Raw genomic sequence first — 18,928 nt, 5'->3', positions numbered from 1 at the left:
AGGCATGAGCGCATCCGGATTTACCGTTGAAACTGCCCGGGTCCTTGCCGAGGTGGCGCACAACCGCCAGAAGGACAAGCTGAAGCGGCCGTACGTGGAGCACGTGTTCGCGGTGGGGGATGCGCTGGCCGACTTCGACGACGACATCCGGATTGCCGGGTACCTGCACGACATTGCCGAGGACACCCCGATCACCCGGCAAGCGCTCGAAGACATGGGTGTTTCGGAGCGCGCCATCGGCATCATCGAGCGGGTCACGCGCCGGCTCCATGACAACCCTGACGATTACGCCGCCGGCATCCGTTTCGTTGCCGAGGACCATGACGCCACCCTGGTCAAGATCGCGGACAACGCCCACAATTCGTTGCCGGAGCGGGTGCAGGCCCTGGCCGAGAAATGGCCGGACAAAGCTCCGAATCCGCGCTACGCGGAGGCACGTCCGGTGCTCTACCGTGCCGTGCCGAAGGAGGAAATCCGCCTCATCCTGGAACGCGTGAACCCGCATCTGCTGCCGGAACTGGATGAGCTGGCGGACTAGCCTTCCATCAGCCGGCGGCGGTGCCGGAGTTCCTTGATCCAGTTCTTCGTCTGCATCGCGCCGAACGGCGAGGCGCCGCCGTCGAGGTCCTCGGCAAGGGGCCCGGCTGCCTTCAGCGCGATGTCCAGCACCCGGACTGCCGCGCGTTCAGGCAGGCCCAGGTGTTGCGCCCAGGCGAGGAAATGCTTGCGTGAGATGCCGCTCTTCTTGCCGCCGATGCTCAGGGCCAGGGTCTTGTCGCCGTAGACCACTGTGGAGGGGATGTCGTAGACGGGAGCGATGGTGAACTCTTTCTGCGCTGTCTGCACCATGGAGACGTTCTTGGCGTGCAGGTCGCCGTTGCCCGTGAGCCAGGCGAAGGCCAGCTGGAGTGCGAGGTTCCGCAGCGCTGGCAGCGGGGCGGCGCAGTGGGCGGCCAGCGCCGCGCACACTTCGCCGTACGGCACGCTGTACTTGTCCGCCGGATACAGGCCCAGCACCTGGGCGCCGTCCTCGACGGCGAGCCGCAGCGTGCCGCCGTCGGCTGAGGTGAGCCGGTCGAAACGCTCCACGAGCAGCCCGGCCCGACCGGCGACGTCATGCACTAGCTGCACGCCCGCCACAGGGACCCGCAGCCGGCGCGCATAGCGGAACATCAGGAACTCGTTCTCCACAACAAAGGGGAATTCCGGGGCATTGAGCTTGAGGATGTAGCGCTTGCCGGACTGCGCCACCGGGAGCGAGATCATGCCCGCGGACAACTTGTCCTGCACGCCCGCCAGCGCCACGGGGTCGATGAGCCCGGAATCGCCCAGCAGCGCGTCGAAGTCCAGCGGCAGCTTCGGATCCATCACGACGGCGGAGCCGCCTTCCGTGGGAAGCTCGCCGTGCGGGAGGGTCTGGACGTCTCCCACGGCGTCGCCGCCGGCGGCCATGAGGAGGGCGAGCTCATCGTCGGCGCTGGCCTTGACCGCGCGCCGGAGCGAGTTCAGGCGGCGGCCCTCTGGCAGCAGGCCGGTGAAGTACGGCGGCACCGCGCCGCTTGGTGTGAAAACCGGCCCGCCGCCCAGGGGGAGGGTGGTCGCGACGGGCGGGCCGCCGGCGTCGAGATACTTCGGCAGGTAGCTGAACAGGGTTCCGCCGGCATGACGTTCGATGCGCCCCGCCAGGACCCCTTGCTTGTAGACGTCGGCGATCCGGTGGAAGGTCATTGCGCAGGTCCGGCGGTGGAAACGGCGCCGGCGGTGGAAATGGGGCCGGCGGTGGAAACGTTCGCGGCCGTGGACACGTCCAGTTCCAGGCCCAGGGTGCCGAGCACCGCCAACAGCTGTTCGAGCTGCACGGTGGTCTTGCCCTGCTCGACGAAGCGGACGAAGCGTTCGGAGACTCCGGCGAGGTCGGCGACGTCGGCCTGGCTGAGGGACAGCGCGGCACGCCGGGAGCGGACCGCGCTGCCCAAAGCCGCGCTGAAACCCGCGGGATCCATGAAAGCCCCCTTCTTGGCGACCGGCACGAACGTGCCGGTATGGCCATTTTCCCTCCAGTGCCGGTTCGGAACAAGGGGGATCACGCGCAAATCGGCACGTACGTGCCGGAGGTGGACCTCAGTCCGCGGCGGGAGCCGAGGCTTCTGCTTGAGGCTTCTGCTTCGAGGGCAACTTCACGAGCCCGCCCCCGGCCCAGCGCCTCAGCTCCGCGACTTCCGACTCGTCGAACTCAAGGAGGGCCAGCCGGCAAAGCTCCTCAACGTTGCGGGTCCATGCGGTCGCAAGGCTCACCGCCGTGGCCTCGTCCGTCAAGGCGTTCGCGTAGTTCAGGCCCTGGATAATGAAGTTCACGGCGGCCCGGGAGACAGCGTGGCCGGCGGCAACGCAGTGGTCCCGGACCGACCTGGTGAGCTCATTCCTGTTGGGAGGGTGCTGGCGCAGGACCGCCTCCATGGAGACGAATACCTGCCGGAATTGCGCCCTCGAAAGGGCCGGCACGTCGGTCACCCTTGCCACGTGTTCCTCCACGGCGGAGCGTGCCTCTGCTTCCTGGGGAAGGTCCGCCTCGGAGAAGCGCTTGGCGTCCCACACCCAGCCGGGTGGCGGCGTCGGGGAGTACTCGATCCCGTTCCCGAGTTGCGCAATCCATGCGCCGAACTTGCCGTGGCCGCCCCAGTCCGTCTTCAGGGAGGGCTCCGCGGTCAGGGCCCGGTGCGCGGCGACGGCGCCAGTGACGGGCCCCGGCGACGAGCGGACAAGGCTGCTGACTTCCTTGGCCGCGGCACCCTTCCTCGAGACCGGTGCGGGCACGCGACCCTCCCCAGGAGGCAGGACGCCGGCGCCGCCGTCGGCCGATGAACCCGTAAGGATGGCCGCGAAGTCGTTGGCTTCCACCACATGGTCCGCCATCTCGCGGTAGGCAAACGCAACAGGTCCGGCAGCGATCACGGTGGTGATGCGGTCGGCGGCACGGAACCGCGCTATCAACGAGGTGAAGTCGGCGTCGGCGGACGCGATCACGAACTCATCGATGCCCACCGGTCCGGCAAGGACGTCCATGGCATCCAGGACGAGGTTGATGTCGGTGCTGCTCTTGCCCCGTTGCGTGAGGGACGGGCAGTCGATGACCCGGAATCCCGCCCTCGTCCAATACACCCGGTACTTCGAGTAAATGACGGGGTTCAGGTAGCAGTTGCGGATCAGAAACCGCCGCTCCGCTTCCCGGCCGCCTCCGCCTGCCAGGGCCGACGTCCATTGCTTGGGGTCCTCGGCGAAGACCCTGGCAGCCGCGGGATCCACCGCCTGCAGGCCGGAATAGACGTTGTCGAAGTCGACGAACATGGCTGCCCGGATGCCTGGGCGGCGGACCTGGCTCGGAGGCACGATCATCCGCCCAGTTTTGCATTCCGCGGGCCGCCGGACCAGATGTGCGCACAGATGCTTTCCGGGGAGCGGGTCACGTTGTGAGGCCCGCTCTGCGTTCTTTCACGCGCGCAAAGTACGTAGAGGAGGCCTCACAACGAGGAGGCGTCAGCGGCCGGGGAGTACGACACCATCCTGTGGGCCACTGGCTTCCACGCCAGTGCCCCGCGCGGTCCCCAGATTCCCGTGTACGGTGTGCAGACCAAGCTGGCAATCCGCATGATCGCGCTGCACGAAGCCGCGGGCGGTGCCGGGGCAGGTATCGAGGCTTAGCTGTCCGCGCTGCAGGAAGTCGACGACCGCATCGACATCGTGCGGGCCATCTGGGAGGACCAGATGGCAGACACCGGACGGCTGCTTGACACCTTCACCCGGCATCCGGCGTCGCGGGTTCCCGAACACAGCGCCGCCTAGGAGATTGGGTCACGGCGGGGTCGCCGGAGCGCTGCCGGGTCGCTGGAACTTTCCGGCTACCCGGCAGCGCTCCGGCGATTTCGTAGAGCCGCGCGGCCTTTAGCCCGCTGCCTCGATGCCGAGCCGCGCAAGGGCATCGGCCCGACGCCGGTGGCCCGCCAGCTCGTCCTCCAGGATCGCAACGGCCGGGGCCAGGAGGATCACCATTAGGCAGACGGTCACCGGAACCCCGGCCGCGGCAAGGGCAACAGCGGCGGCCGCGGCAACGACCACCAGGCACGTGAGCAAGACGTTGATGCGGTTCAGTCCGAGCAGGCTGCCGTAGATCCAGGTAAGCGTGACCTTGAAGACCGCCACGGGAATGGCCACGCAGGCCACGGCCGCGGCGGCGCTGATGTGGGCTTCGTGGTCGATATAGTACGCCAGCACGTGGAGGCCGGCTCCGGTAGCGGCGATGGCGGCGAAGATGATCATGTGCCCGTAGCCGAAGATGAAGGAGCGGTGGCGGCGCACGTGCAGGGCACGGCCGGCGGGCAGGATGAAGTACACCCACCAGAGCGTGAAGGCGAGGCCGGTGCCGCCGAGGCCCACAAGGGCGGCGTCGAGGGTCCAGCCGTGGACCGCGACAATCGAACGCAGCGTTTCGATGGCGCCGATCAGGCACTCGCCGAGCGCGATGATGGCCAGCAGCCCATAGCGTTCGGCGATGTGGTGCGCATGCCACGGGGTCTTCACCTTCCGCTCCGCTATGACCGGCACCACCATTTCCGCCACGATCAACGGAGCGTAGACCATCAGGGTGGTGGGGAGGTCTGTCTTCGCGAAGATGGCGGCCACCCAGCCCAACTGCACCACAGCCAGCAATCCCGCATACGTCAGGCACGTCTTGCGCCGCTGCGGGTCCTGCCGTGCCGCGCGCAGCCACTGGACGATCAAGGCCACGCGCATCACCACGTAGCCGAGCACCAGGACTTCGTTGTTGACGCGTGTGCCTTCGAGAACCGAATTGAACATCGGCTCGATGCCCATGGCCAGGATGAGCACACCCACCATCTGCACCATGGTGACGATCCGGAAGATCCAGTCGTCCGTGTCGTAGGCACTCGCGAACCAGGAGAAGTTGATCCAGGCCCAAAGCACACCGAACATGGCGATGGCGAAGCCGATCAGGCCCACCCCGGCGTGGTCCTCCGCTGCTGCGTGCGCGAACTGGCCGCCGGCCACGCTGAAAGCGATGACGAACGTCAGGTCGAAGAACAGTTCCAGGGGAGTGGCGGCGCGGTGCTGTTCGTGGGGATCGCGGCCGCCCATGCGGGAGAGGGCATGGCGGAGTGGGTTGGACATGCTCACACAGTACCGCCAGGAAAACGCGGGGGCAGATAGGGCCCGTTCCGGGGCGGTACATGGGCTGTATCTGACCCCGCGTTGCGGATCAGGTGTTGCGGCTCAGGGGCCTTGATCAGACCCGGCCCAGGACGTCGATGTCCTCGAGGAACTCCTCGTGGACTTCCTCGCTCACGGTAGTCTTGGTGTCCGCGATCGCGTCCAGGTAATCCTGCGTGGTCGGCCCCTTGCGCCCGTTCGACGCCGGCCCGTTCGACGCCGGTGCCGGGCTTCCGCCGGAAGCGGCACCGCCGCCAGTACCGCCGTCGTCGTACACTGCCTTTTCCAGCGCCCGCTGGGAGGCGCTGCGGGCAGCGAACTCGATGTCTGCGGGGGAGAAACCCTCGGTGCGCTCCACGAGCAGGCCCACGTCCACGGTGTCCACGACGGTGGCCGGGATGAAACGCTGCCACATGGCTTCGCGGGCGTGAATGTCCGGCAGGCCGATCGGGATGACGTAGTCGAAGCGGCCGTGGCGCAGGAACGCCGAGTCCAGGGCACGGATGAAGTTGGTGGCACACACCAGCAGGCGGCCGGGCTGTTCGCGGAAGGCCGGGATGATCTTGAGGAGCTCGTTGGTGACACCCTGCAGCGGCGACGGCGGATCCCCCGCACGTTGCGCCGCGATCTCCTCCACCTCGTCGATGAACACCACCGCGTGCTCCAGCTCGGCGATTTCCAGGAACGTTTCCCGCAGCGCGCCGGCCAGGCCCTTCGGGTCGGCGGCCAGCCGCGAGGGGAAGACCTCCACGAACGGCCACTCAAGGCGGGACGCGATCGCCTTGGCGAAGGTGGTCTTGCCGGTGCCGGGCGGGCCGAACAGCACCACCGCGCGCGGGGGCACCACGCCGTATTCATCGGCGAGGTCGGCCTCGGCCAGCGGCAGCACCAGGCGCCGCTCCAGCAGCTCCTTCTCGCGTTTCATGCCGGCGACGTTTTCCCACAGGTCGCGGGCCAGCACCCGGCCGCCCAGCAGGCTCAGCGGCTCCAGTTCCGCACGCTGCACCGGGATGGTCCGCTCGAAGTAGCGCAGGTTCTTCTTCACCACGAAGCCACGGCCCAGGAACGCCTCCACCCGGGTTTCGCTCTCGGGCATGAGCGCGGAGAGTTTGTTCAGGCCGTGCGGGGCCATGCGGTTCTCGACGGCGGCCAGCAGCGAGGTGCCGATCCCGCGGCCGCGGAACTCGGGCAGGGTGGACAGGAAGACGATCCAGCCCTGGTCGTGCGCGGCGCGTCCGACGGCGGCACCCACCAGTTGCTCGCCTTGCACCGCCACCACGGCGTGGTCCTTTTCGCAGGAGGCGAGGACCTCGGAGAGCGCATAAACCGGCTCGACGCCGTCGGCCTTGAGGGATTCCCAGAGGTGCAGGATGCCGTCGAGGTCGGACGAGTGGAAGTCCCTGATGCGCCAGGTGGTCATGTGCTGCTCCTTGCCGGATCTCCGTTGATGCCTTGGAGTCGAGCATAGGGGAAGCGCGGCGGGCGGGCCGGGGGTGTTACGCCGCTCTTCACCCCACCGGGCGGAGCCGCAGGCCCTGCATGCCGCCGTCGATCGCCAGGGAGGTGCCCGACGTCGAACCGGACAGCGGGCTGGCGAGGTACGCGACGGCGCCGGCGACCTCCGCGGGGTCCACCATCCGGCCGTGCGGCTGGCGGGCGTTGAGGGCCGCACGTTCGGCAGCCGGGTCCGCGGCCGAATCCAGCAACCGGCCCACCCACGGGGTGTCCACGGTGCCGGGGTTCACGCAGTTCACCCGGATGCCTTCGCGGATGTGGTCGGCGGCCATGGCGAGCGTCAGGGACAGCACCGCGCCCTTCGACGCCGAATACAGCGCCCGCTGTGGCAGCCCCGCCGTCGCGGCGATGGAGCAGGTGTTCACGATCGCCGCGGACGGCGACTTCCGCAGATGCGGAAGGGCGGCACGGCTGACGCGCGCGATGCCCACCACGTTGATGTCCAGGACGCGCAGCCACTCCTCGTCGGAGTTCGCGCTGATATCGCCCTGGGCGCCGATCCCGGCGTTGTTGACCACCACGTCCAGCCGGCCGAACTCGCGGACCACGGCGTCGACGGCGGCGCGCACCGAGGCGTCGTCCGCGACATTGCATTCGACGGCGAAGTGCGGCGAACCGGCGGGGTTCAGGTCCAGCACGGCCACCTTCGCCCCGCCCGCGGCGAGGCGGTCCGCGATGGCCGCGCCGATGCCGGAGGCGCCGCCGGTCACGAGGGCGGCCAGGCCTTCGAATTCGCTGCTCACCGGACCGCTCATCGGGCTCACCGCACTGCCGCGGGGTCCCCCGCGGAGGCTGCGGCCAGGGATTCGCTGCCGCCGGCGTTGTGGGTGCCGGCCCGGTAGAACTCCTGGCGCTGGCGGCCGAGGCCCTCGACTTCGAGTTCCACCACGTCGCCGGGCTGCAGGAACGGGAAGCGGCCGGAGAGGGCCACGCCTTCGGGGGTGCCGGTGAGGATCACGTCGCCTGCTTCGAGCACCATGTACTGGCTGAGGTGGTGCACCACGGTGGCGGGATCGAAGATCATGTCCGAGGTGTTCGAATCCTGGCGGATCTCGCCGTTGACCCAGGTACGCAGCCGGAGCTTGCCGGCATCCACCTGGTCGGCGGGAACGAACCAAGGCCCCAGCGGGCTCGACGCCGGCAGCGACTTGCCCTTGGTCCACTGGCCGGCGGCGCCGGGCAACTGATAGTCGCGCTCGGAGAGGTCGTTGGCCACCACGTAGCCGGCGATGTGCCCGGCGGCTTCCTCCACGGATGAAAGGTAGGACGCTTCCTTGCCGATCACCACGCCGAGTTCCACTTCCCAGTCGTATTTCGCCGACGACGGCGGGATGGGGGCGGCGTCGAACGGCCCGGCGACGGTGTTGGACGGCTTAAGGAAAACCACTGGGACCTCGGGCGGGGTGGCGCCGGATTCGGCAGCGTGCGCGGTGTAGTTCAAGCCGATGCACACCACCGAGCGCGGGCGGGCGATGGGAGAACCGATCCGCAGCCCCTCGGCGGAAATCTCGGGAAGTTCCCCGGATTCAAGGGCCTTCCTGGCGCGGGCAATGCCGTCCGCGGCGAGGAAGCCGCCGTCGATGTCCCGGGTCAGGCCGGTGAGGCTGAAGTACTTCGCGGCGCCGTTGCCGTCTTCGACGAGGACAACCGGCTGCTCGTTTCCGGCCGCTCCCAGCCGGGCGAATTTCACGTTCATGTCTTCCTCCATGCTCAGCGTCATTGCTCCGAGCTTCAAGTGTGGTGTCTTCCTTATTCTTGCGGAAATGTGACCCATTGACAATGGAAACATCCGATGTTTAGTCTCAACGTGGATGGACCGCCCCAACCGGCCCTACGAGCCGTACGCGCCGCCTAAGCTAGGAGCACGATGAGCGTCATTACCGCCATGGACACCCTCGATATCCGGTTCCCCACGTCCCGGGAGCTGGACGGTTCGGACGCCATGAACCCGGACCCGGACTATTCGGCCGCGTACCTGATCCTGCGCACCGACGCCGCGGACGGGCACGAGGGCCACGGCTTCGTGTTCACAATCGGCCGCGGCAACGAGGTGGAAACCGCCGCCATCGCTGCCCTGCGCGAACACCTCCTGGGCCGCAACGCCGAGGACCTGCTGGCGGACATGGGCGCCACCTGGAAGCTGCTCGCCCACGATTCCCAGCTGCGCTGGCTCGGACCGGAGAAGGGCGTCATGCACATGGCGATCGGCGCCGTCGTGAACGCCCTCTGGGACCTGAAGGCCAAGCGCGCCGGATTGCCGCTCTGGGAGCTCCTGTCCCGGATGAGCCCGGAGGAACTCGTCGCGCTGGTGGACTTCCGCTACCTCAGCGACGCCCTCACCCCCGAGGAAGCGCTCGGCATCCTGCGCGCCGCCGTACCGGGCCGGGAGGCGCGACGCGCACAACTGCTCGCCGAAGGCTACCCCGGATACACCACGACCCCGGGCTGGCTGGGATACAGCGACGAGAAGCTTACGCGCCTGGCCAAGGAAGCCGTGGCCGAGGGATTCACCCAGATCAAACTCAAGGTCGGGGCTTCCCTGGAGGACGACATCCGCCGCGTCCGCACCGCCCGTGAGGCCGTAGGCCCGGACATCCGGATCGCCGTGGATGCCAACCAACGCTGGGACGTCCAGGAAGCCATCGAGTGGATGCGCCACCTCGCGCCCTACGACATCGCCTGGATCGAAGAACCCACCAGCCCGGATGACATCCTGGGCCACGCGGCCATCGCCCGCGGCGTGGCGCCCATCCCGGTGGCCACGGGCGAACATGTCCAGAACCGCGTGGTGTTCAAGCAGATGCTGCAGGCCGGCTCCCTGCAAGTGCTTCAGCTCGACGCTGCCCGCGTGGCCGGCGTCAACGAGAACATCGCCATCCTGCTGCTGGCCGCGAAGTTCGGGGTCCGGGTCTGTCCGCACGCCGGCGGGGTGGGCCTGTGCGAAGCGGTCCAGCACTTGTCCATGTTCGATTTCGTGGCGGTCTCCGGAACCAAGGAGGACCGCATGATCGAATTCGTGGACCACCTGCACCAACACTTCGTCACGCCGGTCGATGTCCACGGGGGCGCCTACTGGCCGCCGTCGGCTCCCGGCGCCGGAAATGAAATGCTCCCCGCCAGCCTGGCGGACTACCGTTACCCCGACGGACCGGTGTGGGCTGCCGAGGCGAGCACCACAGTAGCGAGCACCATAGTAGCGAGCACCGCCGCCGTCGAGAACTGAAGGAGAAGCCGTGATCCAGCACGCCCCGTGGTTCGAGGAGTCCCGCCTTGGCATGTTCGTGCACTGGGGGCTGTACTCCTTGGCGGCCCGGCACGAGTGGGTGATGAACCGCGAGGAGATCACCGTGGAGGAGTACTCGAAGTACTTCCGCCGCTTCGATCCGGACCTCTACGATCCCCGCGAATGGGCCCGTGCCGCCAGGAGCGCCGGCATGAAGTACGTGGTCCTCACCACCAAGCATCACGAGGGTTTCTGCCTCTGGGACTCCGCCCTCACGGACTACAAGGCCACCAACACCCCTGCCGGCCGTGACCTCATCGCCCCCTACGTGGAGGCGCTCCGCGCCGAAGGCCTGAAAGTCGGCTTCTATTACTCCCTGATCGACTGGCACCACCCCGACTTCACCGTGGACTCCGTGCACCCGTTGCGGAACGCCGGCTTCGGGAAACTGAACGAGGGCCGGGACATGGCCCGCTACCGGGAGTACCTGCACGGCCAGGTCCGTGAACTGCTCAGCAACTACGGCACCATCGACTACCTCTTCTTCGACTTCTCCTACCCGGGCGGCATGGACGGCCACCCGGCCGGGGGCAAGGGCCGGGACGACTGGGGTTCCGAGGAGATGCTTGCCATGGTGCGGGAACTGCAGCCCGGGATCGTGGTCAACGACCGCCTCGACCTGCCGGGAGACTTTGTCACGCCGGAGCAGTACCAGCCGGCCGGTCCCATGATGTCCGACGGCGTTCGGCTCGCCTGGGAGGCGTGCCAGACACTCAACGGCAGCTGGGGTTACGACCGCGACAATCTCGACTACAAGAGCCCGGACCTCCTGGTGCGGATGCTGGTGGACGGGGTGTCCAAAGGCGGCAACCTCCTCCTGAACGTCGGCCCCACCGCCCGCGGCAGCCTCGACCCGCGCGCCGCCGAATCCCTGGCGGGCATAGGCGAGTGGATGCGGCTGCACGGCCGTTCCATCTATGGTGCCGGACCGTCGTCGTACCTTCCTCCCGCCGACGCCCGCTATACCCGGCGCGGCAAGCGGCTGTACGTCCATCTGTTCGCCTGGCCGTTCGGCTTCGTGCATCTGCCGGGCCTCGCCGGGAAAGTCGAGTACGCGCAACTGCTCAACGACGCCTCCGAACTCCGCCTCCAGGAACCGGACCCGGAGCAGGAGGCCTATGCCACCACCCCCGGCGCCCAGCCGGCGGGGACGTTGATCATCAAACTGCCCATCCAGCGGCCGCCGGTGGCAGTGCCCGTACTGGAACTGTTCCTCAAGGACGGCGCAGATGCCTGAGATAACGGCACCGCAGGCACCAGCCCCGCAAACAGTTGCCCTGCACACCCGGCTCAAGCCCGGTGCGGAGCAGGAATATTACGACGCCCATGCGGGGATTCCGGGCGAACTCGTTGCGGCGCTGAAGGATGCAGGCGTGCGGAACTGGCGCATCTGGCGCAGCGGCCTGGAGCTGTTCCATCTGGTGGAGGTGGACGACTACCAGGCCATGCGCCATGCTCTCGCCGACCACCCCGCCAACGTGCCCTGGCAGGCCCGGATGGCTGAGCTGCTCGAGGTGGAGGACGATTACTCCGGCAACGACTCCGGCATCCCGAAGGTCTGGGAACTGCCGTGAACGGCGCCGTGGGGAACGCTGGCACCGGACGTCTGGAGCTTGTCGGAAAGCTCGGCAGGATCGGCTTCGGCGCCGCGGGAATCGGCAACCTCTACACCGCCATCCCTGACGGAGAAGCCCTCGCGACGGTCCTGGCCGCCTGGGACTCCGGCGTCCGCTACTTCGACACCGCCCCGCACTACGGACTGGGCCTGTCCGAACAGAGGCTGGGCGCCGTGCTCCGGGACAAGCCGCGCGCCGAGTTTGTCATCTCCACCAAGGTGGGCAGGCTGCTTGAACCCCACGACGCCGCCGGCCGCCGGGACGACGAGGGCTTCGACGTTCCGGCGGACGCCGTACGCCGCTGGGACTTCAGCGAAAAAGGCATCCGCCAGAGCCTGGAGGATTCCCTGGGCCGGCTGGGCCTGGAGTACGTGGACATCCTCTACCTGCACGACCCCGATGTGTACGACCTCGACGCCGGAATCACCCGGGCACTGCCCGCGCTGGAGAAGCTCCGCGGCGAAGGCCTGGTCAAAGCCATCGGCGTCGGCACCAATTCGGCTGAAGCCGCGCTCGCCTGCGTCGAAAAGGCGGACCTGGACCTCGTGATGCTTGCGGGCCGTTACACGCTGCTGGAGCAGCCCGGCGTTCCGTTGCTGGACCGCTGCGTGGAGCGCGGCACCGGCGTCGTGGCCGTCGGTGCCTTCAACTCTGGTCTCCTGGCCCGGCCCGAGGTGCCGGACGATGCACATTACAACTACGGGCAGGCGCCGCGCGCCCTGCTGGAACGCGCCCGGGCGCTGGCGGCACTGTGCCGGGACTTCGGCGTCGAACTCCCGACGGCGGCCCTGCACTTCCCGCTGCGGAACCGGGCCGTGGTGAACGTGACGGTGGGCGCACGCAGCCCCGAGCAAGCGGCGCTCAATTCGGCTCGGATGAACACCGCCGTGCCCGAGGAACTGTGGGCCGCGGTGGAAGCATTGGAACCTGGGGGAGCCGCGTGATCGACGCGCACCTGCACCTGTGGAACCTCGACGGCGGCGGGTACGGTTGGCTGGGACCGCAGCACGGGGCGCTGTTCCGCAGCTTCACGGCGGAGGAGGCCGGCCGGGAGCTGGCCGCCTCCGCCGTGCAGCAGGCCATCCTGGTGCAGGCGGACGACACCCTCGAGGATACGGAGGCGATGTTCGCGGCCGCGGACAGCCATCCCTGGGTAGTCGGCGTCGTCGGCTGGATCCCGCTGGAGCGCCCCGCCGAAGCCGAGGCCGAACTTGCCCGTTTTGCCGCCCATCCGAAGTTCCGCGGTATGCGGCACCTGGTCCACGACGATCCGCGGGACAACTTCCTCGATCTCGCCCCGGTGCGTGACTCGCTGCGCCTGCTGGCCTCGAGGGGCGTCGCGTTCGATGTTCCCGACGCCTTCCCGCGCCACCTCGGAGCCACGGTGCGGCTGGCCCGGGAGCTCCCGGAACTGGCCGTCGTCCTGGACCACCTGGGCAAACCGCCGCTGGGCGCCGGCGCGGATTCGGAGCCGATGGCGCAGTGGCGCGCGGACTTCCGGGCGCTGGCTGCGCTGCCCAACACGGTCGCGAAACTGTCCGGACTGCACCTGCCCGAGGTTCCTTATACGGCCGCGGCCCTGCGGCCCCTGTGGGAGGAGGCCTTGGATGCCTTCGGCCCGGGGCGGCTGATGGTCGGCAGCGACTGGCCGGTCAGCACGCTCGGCGCACCCTACGCGCAGACCATCGCTGTGCTGCTGGAACTCATCGCTGAATTGTCCGACGCCGAACGGCGGCAGATCCTGGAAGGAACCGCGGCGCGGACGTACGGACTGGAGCTGTAGTTAAAGCGCCTGGCGCAGCCAGTTCTCTACACCGCTGATGTGCACGGTGACCAAGGCCCGCACCAGTTCGGCGTCGCCGCGCTCCAGCGCATCCGCGATTGCCTTGTGCTCGGCCAGGGTGTGCGCCACGGCCTTCTCCTGGGTGATGCCGCGCCAGATGCGAGCCCGGACGGTGTCCCCGGACAGGGCCTCGAGCAGCCCGCTGAGGTAGTCGTTCCCGGCCGCCGAGGCGATGATGCTGTGGAATTCGAGGTCGTGGGCCACGAGCTCTTCGACGTCGGTGCCCTCGTCGATGCCTTCCATCGTGGCGCGCAGGGCCGTCACTTCCTCCGGCGTGATGCGGCCGGCCGCCATGTGGGCAGTGGCCGGTTCCAGGATCCGGCGGACTTCGAAGAGTTCCAGGATGGAGCGGTTCTGGTGCAGCTCCACCACGAAGGCCACGGCCTCGTTGAGCAGCTTCGCGTCCAGGCTGGTGACGTAGGTGCCGTCACCGCGCCGCACATCCAACACCCGGATGAGCTCCAGGGCCTTCACGGCCTCGCGCAATGAGCTGCGGGACAAGCCAAGGCTTTCGCTGAGCTCCTTCTCGGGCGGCAGGCGGTCCCCGGCCTTAAGCTCGCCGCGGATCAACATGTCCTTGATCTTGCCGATCGCCTCGTCAGTCACAGCCATGGCTCAATCGTAGCGGCGAGTGGTCCGATGTCTGAGGAGCGGCGACGCTATGCGGCGAATTTGAAACTGTACCGTCTGGACGGTATAGTTTTTGCTTGTCAGACTTCCACCCTTTTCGAGAAAGCGGTCACCATGACCACGTCCGTCACCAAGCGCGAACGCTTCGCCGAGAGCGAGGCGGTTCTCCGTCCCGATCCCGTCCGTGGCAAGCAGCAGGGTGCCGGACGGCGCTGGCTCGCCCTCGGCGCGCTGATGTTCCCCGTGCTGCTGATCGCCGTCGACAACACCGTGCTCAGCTTCGCGGTCCCGTCCCTGTCCCTTGCCTTGCGGCCCAACGGCACCGAACTGCTGTGGATCATTGACGTCTACGCCCTGGTGCTGGCCGGCCTGCTGGTCCCGATGGGCAGCATCGGCGACCGGATCGGCCGCCGGAAGCTCCTGCTGATCGGCGCCACCGGCTTCGCGCTCGTCTCCGTGCTGGCGTCCTTCGCCACCAACGCCGGCCAGCTGATCGGCGCCCGCGCTCTGTTGGGAGTCTTCGGTGCCATGCTCATGCCGGCAACGCTCTCCCTGATCCGGAACATCTTCACCGACCCCACCGAACGCCGCACCGCGATCGCCGTCTGGGCCGCGGGCTTCTCCGGCGGCGCGGCCCTCGGCCCGCTGGCCGGTGGCCTGCTCCTGGAGCACTTCGAATGGGGTGCCGTGTTCCTGCTGGCCGTGCCGATGCTGCTCCCGCTGCTCATCCTGGCGCCGCTCGTGCTGCCGGAGTCCAAGGACCCGAACCCTGCGCCGGTGGACCCGGCCAGCATCCTGCTGGTCATGGCCGCGATGGTTCCGTTCGTGTACGGCATCAAGGAATTCGCGCACGACGGCGGCCTGGCCGCTCTGCTGCCACTCGCCGTCGGGCTCGTGGCGGGGGCGCTGTTCGTCCGCAGGCAGCTACGGCGCCAGCGTTCGGGCAAGGCGCCGATGCTGGACATGACACTGTTCCGGAACAAGGCGTTCAGCGTCTCCCTGGCCGCGAACCTGCTGAGCATCTTCTCGCTGGTGGGCTTCATCTACTTCATGTCCCAGCACCTGCAGCTCGTGGCCGGCCGTACCCCGCTCGAGGCCGGGATGCTCATGCTCCCGGGCCTGGCGCTGACTATTGTCGCGGGCCTGGTAACCGTGCCCGTGGTGCGCAGGATCCGGCCGGCCCACGTGGTCACCGCGGGGCTGCTCATGAACATGAGCGGCTACGTCGTGGTGCTCCTGTTCGGCCAGGGCGGGGAGCTGTGGGCGCTGCTGCTCGGCTTCGCGATCGTTGGTTCCGGCGTGGGTGCCGCGGAGACCATCTCCAACGACCTCATCCTGGCCAGCGTCCCGGCGCCGCAGGCAGGTGCGGCCTCGGCGATCTCCGAGACCGCCTACGAGGTGGGGTCAGTAATGGGCACCGCGGTGCTGGGCAGCATCCTGGCCGCCGCCTACCGTGCCCACGTCGAGGTCCCGGAAACGCTCGCTGGCGACGCCGCCCGGCAGGCCTCCGAGACCCTCGGCGGGGCGATCGACGCCGCAAAGCTGCTGCCGGCGGAGCAGGCCCAGGCGCTGCTGGAGTCCGCCCGGCACGCTTTCGACTCCGGCGTCGGGATGACCTCGGCGATCGGCATGGTCCTGATGGCAGCCGCGGCGGTCATGGTCGCCGTCGTGTTGCGCGATCCGAAGCTGCGCTAAGCGAAGGCGGCTTAAAAGGGGAAAGGCAGCGAGCATGCTCGCTGCCTTTCCTGTTAACACTCGCCTAGATGGAGTCTTCCGAACCCGGGGCGGGGCGGTTGGCCACCACCGGGGACATGCCGGTGTAGCCGTCGCGGGCTTCGGCGATCTCGTGGATCCGCTTGCGGCACGCGTACCAGCCTCCCACCATCAGCGCACAGGCGATGAGGGTGACCAGCAAGGTGAGCGGCGAATCGATGAACACCATCACCAGGACCACGACGAGGAATACGAGCGTCAGGTAGCCGGTGTACGGCGCGCCCGGCATCCGGAAGGCCGGCCGCTTGAGCCAGCCCTTGTCCGCCCAGCGCTTGAGCTGGATCTGGCAGAGCACGATCGTGGCCCAAGTGGAGATGATGCCCACGGACGCGACGTTCAGCACGATTTCGAAGGCCTCGGACGGAACCAGGTAGTTCAGCGGTACACCCAGCAGGGAGACGCCCGCGGTGATCGCGATGCCGCCGTAGGGCACGCCGGCCTTGTTCATGCGCTGTGCGAATTTCGGGGCGGAGCCGGCCACGGACATGGAGCGCAGGATGCGGCCGGTGGAGTACAGGCCGGCGTTCAGCGAGGACAGCGAGGCCGTGAGGACCACCAGGTTCATGATGGTGTCCACGCCCTCGACGCCGATGGAACCGAAGAACGTCACGAAGGGGCTGACGCCCTTCTGGTACGAGGTGAACGGCAGCAGCAGGGAGAGCAGGATGACCGAGCCCACGTAGAACACCGCGATACGGAAGACCACGGAGTTGATGGCCTTGGGCATGATCTTTTCCGGGTTCTCGGTTTCGCCCGCGGCAGTGCCGACCAGCTCGACCGAGGCGTAGGCGAACACGACGCCCTGCATAAGCAGGATCATCGGCATGATGCCGTTCGGGAAGATGCCGCCGTTGTCCGTGATGAGGGAGAAACCGGTGGGAGCGCCCGTGGGCGTGCCGAAGGCGACGAACCAGATGCCCAGGATGAGGAAGGCCACCAGGGCGGCAACCTTGATCAGGGCGAACCAGAATTCCATCTCGCCGAAGACCTTCACCGAGACCAGGTTCAGCGACAGCACCACGACCAGGGCGATGAGCGCCCAAGCCCACTGCGGCACGGCGCCGATCCAGGGCACGTACTTGCCGAAGAAGTTCATGTAGATTGCTGCGGCCGTGATGTCCACGATGGTGGTCATGGCCCAGTTGATCCAGTAGAACCAGCCCGAGGCGAAGGCCGCCTTTTCACCGAAGAACTCACGAGCGTAGGAGACGAAGGAACCCGAGGACGGGCGGTGCAGGACGAGTTCGCCCAGGGCCCGCAGGATCAGGAACACGAATGCGCCGCAGATCGCGTAGGAGAGCACCAGCGAAGGGCCCGCGACGTTCAGGCGGCCGCCGGCGCCCAGGAACAGGCCGGTGCCGATCGCGCCGCCGATCGCGATCATCTGGATCTGACGCGGCTTGAGGTTCTTGTGGTAGCCCTTGTCCTCGGCGTGCAGCAGTTTCTCAGTCGCGTGCGCCTGCTGCGGGACCGTGTGGTCGGTGATGGGTTGATTGCTCATGGGGATCCTTAGGGGTTTCCTGCGGGGGAGGTTCCGGTTAGGGGACGACGGCGGAAAGCCGGCCGCCGTCGTCATGCTCGCTGCCGCTCGTGTCGCAGGGGCGTGCCCCTGCTGGGGAGGGCGGCAGCGGAGTGTCAGCTGCCCAGGTTGGCGAGCCGTTCGGGACGCAGCAGCTCGTTCAGCTGCTCTGCGGTCAGCATTCCGTGCTCCAGCACCAGCTCGGCGACGCCGCGCCCGCTGGCCAGTGCCTCTTGGGCAATGGCCGTGGCGGAGGCGTATCCGATGTGCGGGTTCAGGGCCGTGACCAGGCCGATCGACTGCTCCACGGTGAGGCGCAGGCGTTCGGCGTTGGCGGTGATGCCACGCACGCACCGTTCGGTGAGCGTGTGGCAGGCAGCTTCCAGGTGGGAAATGCTCTTGTGGATGCTGTGGACGATGATTGGCTCGAAGGCGTTCAGCTGCAGCTGGCCCGCCTCGGCCGCCATGGTGACAGTGACGTCGTTGCCGATGACCTCGTAGGCCACTTGGCTGACCACTTCCGGGATCACCGGATTGATCTTGCCTGGCATGATGGACGATCCCGACTGGACCGCCGGGAGGTTGATTTCGCCCAGTCCCGCGCGCGGTCCGGAGGACAGCAGGCGGAGATCGTTGCAAATCTTGGAGAGCTTCACGGCCACGCGCTTGAGCACGCCGGACAGGTGCACGAAGGCTCCGACGTCCTGGGTGGCCTCGATGAGGTCGACGGCGGTGACCAGCGGCAGTCCGGTGATCGCGGCCAAGTGCCGGCAGGCTGCCTCGGCGTAGCCCTTCGGGGCGTTCAGCCCGGTGCCGATCGCGGTGGCGCCCAGGTTGATTTCGTGGACCAGCAGCTGGGATTCGGCCAGGCGGGCGCGGTCCTCGCCGATCGTCACGGCGTAGCCGCCGAACTCCTGGCCCAGGGTCATGGGCACGGCATCCTGCAGCTGGGTGCGGCCCATCTTGACGACGGTGCGGAACTCCCGGCCCTTCTCCGCGAAGGCTTCTTCGAGGATTGCGAGGGCCTTGAGGAGGCCCTGGACCGAGAAGATCGTGGCCAGGTTGACGGCCGTGGGGTAGACGTCGTTGGTGGACTGGCTCAGGTTGACGTGGTCGTTCGGGTGCAGGCGGGCGTAGTCGCCCTTGGGGTGGCCCAGGATTTCCAGGGCACGGTTGGCGATCACCTCGTTGGCGTTCATGTTGGAACTGGTGCCGGCGCCGCCCTGGATCACGTCCACCATGAACTGCTCGTGGAGCTTGCCGTCCAGGATGTCCTGGCAGGCCTGCTCGATGGCCCCGGCGCGCTCCGCGTCCAGGAGGCCGAGTTCCCGGTTGGTGCGGGCGGCTGCCAGCTTCACCGCGGCCAGGCCGCGGACAAGGTCCGGGTTGCTGGAGAGGCGCTGGCCCGTGATGGGGAAGTTTTCGATCGCGCGGAGGGTGTGCACACCCCAGTACGCGTCGGCCGGGACATCGCGGTCGCCCAGGAGGTCGTGTTCCGAGCGGAAGCGTTGATCGTCGTTGCTCAT

General features: G+C 67.9%; 17 protein-coding genes. 7 read left to right on the top strand and 10 right to left on the bottom strand.

What is annotated here, in order from left to right; all coding sequences use genetic code 11:
• Positions 1 to 4 precede the first annotated feature (4 nt).
• Positions 5 to 538 (top strand): HD domain-containing protein, encoded by a 534-nt coding sequence (locus ACZ9CK_RS17040; protein WP_426300595.1) that lies wholly within the window; start codon positions 5 to 7, stop codon positions 536 to 538.
• On the opposite strand, the gene ACZ9CK_RS17035 is transcribed toward ACZ9CK_RS17040, so the two are convergent.
• The 7 genes from ACZ9CK_RS17035 to ACZ9CK_RS17005 all read right to left on the bottom strand — a co-directional run bounded on the left by ACZ9CK_RS17035 (position 535) and on the right by ACZ9CK_RS17005 (position 8,434).
• On the bottom strand, positions 535 to 1,728 hold the full coding sequence (locus ACZ9CK_RS17035; protein WP_476050558.1) for a type II toxin-antitoxin system HipA family toxin: 1,194 nt from the start codon (positions 1,726 to 1,728) through the stop codon (positions 535 to 537). The two genes, ACZ9CK_RS17040 and ACZ9CK_RS17035, sit on opposite strands and share 4 nt — an antisense overlap.
• Complete coding sequence (locus ACZ9CK_RS17030) at positions 1,725 to 2,003, bottom strand: helix-turn-helix transcriptional regulator (RefSeq protein WP_476050557.1); 279 nt, start codon at positions 2,001 to 2,003, stop codon at positions 1,725 to 1,727. Before ACZ9CK_RS17030 ends, ACZ9CK_RS17035 begins: the two co-directional genes overlap by 4 nt.
• A 118-nt stretch (positions 2,004 to 2,121) precedes the next feature.
• Positions 2,122 to 3,393 carry an NYN domain-containing protein gene (locus tag ACZ9CK_RS17025; protein ID WP_476050555.1) on the bottom strand — a complete coding sequence of 424 codons (1,272 nt, stop codon included), beginning with the start codon at positions 3,391 to 3,393 and terminating at the stop codon, positions 2,122 to 2,124.
• Between the two features lie 546 nt (positions 3,394 to 3,939).
• Positions 3,940 to 5,184, bottom strand: a complete 1,245-nt coding sequence (locus ACZ9CK_RS17020; protein ID WP_476050554.1) for a low temperature requirement protein A — start codon at positions 5,182 to 5,184, stop codon at positions 3,940 to 3,942.
• Positions 5,185 to 5,299: 115 nt separating this feature from the next.
• Positions 5,300 to 6,643 (bottom strand): ATP-binding protein, encoded by a 1,344-nt coding sequence (locus tag ACZ9CK_RS17015; protein ID WP_476050553.1) that lies wholly within the window; start codon positions 6,641 to 6,643, stop codon positions 5,300 to 5,302.
• An 88-nt stretch (positions 6,644 to 6,731) separates the two neighbouring features.
• Entirely contained in the window at positions 6,732 to 7,493 is a 762-nt protein-coding gene (locus tag ACZ9CK_RS17010; protein WP_426300583.1) for an SDR family NAD(P)-dependent oxidoreductase, read from the bottom strand.
• A gap of 5 nt (positions 7,494 to 7,498) precedes the next feature.
• On the bottom strand, positions 7,499 to 8,434 hold the full coding sequence (locus tag ACZ9CK_RS17005; protein ID WP_426303542.1) for a fumarylacetoacetate hydrolase family protein: 936 nt from the start codon (positions 8,432 to 8,434) through the stop codon (positions 7,499 to 7,501).
• A gap of 171 nt (positions 8,435 to 8,605) precedes the next feature.
• On the opposite strand from ACZ9CK_RS17005, the gene ACZ9CK_RS17000 reads away from it, so the two are divergent.
• The 5 genes from ACZ9CK_RS17000 to ACZ9CK_RS16980 are packed head-to-tail and all read left to right on the top strand — an operon-like array spanning position 8,606 to position 13,420.
• Positions 8,606 to 9,961 carry an L-fuconate dehydratase gene (locus ACZ9CK_RS17000; protein ID WP_476050552.1) on the top strand — a complete coding sequence of 452 codons (1,356 nt, stop codon included), beginning with the start codon at positions 8,606 to 8,608 and terminating at the stop codon, positions 9,959 to 9,961.
• Positions 9,962 to 9,971: 10 nt separating this feature from the next.
• Entirely contained in the window at positions 9,972 to 11,258 is a 1,287-nt protein-coding gene (locus ACZ9CK_RS16995; RefSeq protein ID WP_476050551.1) for an alpha-L-fucosidase, read from the top strand.
• The gene (locus ACZ9CK_RS16990) at positions 11,251 to 11,595 is read left to right on the top strand and encodes an L-rhamnose mutarotase (protein WP_426300577.1); all 345 of its coding nucleotides are present in this window, start codon (positions 11,251 to 11,253) and stop codon (positions 11,593 to 11,595) included. The genes ACZ9CK_RS16995 and ACZ9CK_RS16990 overlap by 8 nt, the downstream gene beginning before the upstream one ends.
• Entirely contained in the window at positions 11,592 to 12,581 is a 990-nt protein-coding gene (locus ACZ9CK_RS16985; protein WP_426300575.1) for an aldo/keto reductase, read from the top strand. Before ACZ9CK_RS16990 ends, ACZ9CK_RS16985 begins: the two co-directional genes overlap by 4 nt.
• A complete protein-coding gene (locus tag ACZ9CK_RS16980; protein ID WP_426300573.1) occupies positions 12,578 to 13,420 on the top strand; it encodes an amidohydrolase family protein in 843 nt (280 codons plus the stop codon). The genes ACZ9CK_RS16985 and ACZ9CK_RS16980 overlap by 4 nt, the downstream gene beginning before the upstream one ends.
• Here the strand turns inward: ACZ9CK_RS16980 and ACZ9CK_RS16975 are convergent, their stop codons facing one another.
• Positions 13,421 to 14,092, bottom strand: a complete 672-nt coding sequence (locus tag ACZ9CK_RS16975) for a FadR/GntR family transcriptional regulator (RefSeq protein WP_476050550.1) — start codon at positions 14,090 to 14,092, stop codon at positions 13,421 to 13,423.
• A 132-nt stretch (positions 14,093 to 14,224) separates the two neighbouring features.
• Here ACZ9CK_RS16975 and ACZ9CK_RS16970 point away from each other — a divergent pair, with 132 nt between their 5' ends.
• Entirely contained in the window at positions 14,225 to 15,805 is a 1,581-nt protein-coding gene (locus tag ACZ9CK_RS16970) for an MFS transporter (protein ID WP_476050549.1), read from the top strand.
• 64 nt (positions 15,806 to 15,869) lie between these two features.
• Here ACZ9CK_RS16970 and ACZ9CK_RS16965 read toward each other — a convergent pair whose 3' ends face one another.
• Complete coding sequence (locus tag ACZ9CK_RS16965) at positions 15,870 to 17,384, bottom strand: amino acid permease (RefSeq protein ID WP_426300567.1); 1,515 nt, start codon at positions 17,382 to 17,384, stop codon at positions 15,870 to 15,872.
• Positions 17,385 to 17,518: 134 nt separating this feature from the next.
• Positions 17,519 to 18,928 (bottom strand): aspartate ammonia-lyase, encoded by a 1,410-nt coding sequence (aspA, locus tag ACZ9CK_RS16960; RefSeq protein ID WP_426300565.1) that lies wholly within the window; start codon positions 18,926 to 18,928, stop codon positions 17,519 to 17,521.

This window comes from Arthrobacter sp. TE26545 (assembly GCF_056279005.1).
This window is presented reverse-complemented; position numbering and strand designations above follow the sequence as displayed.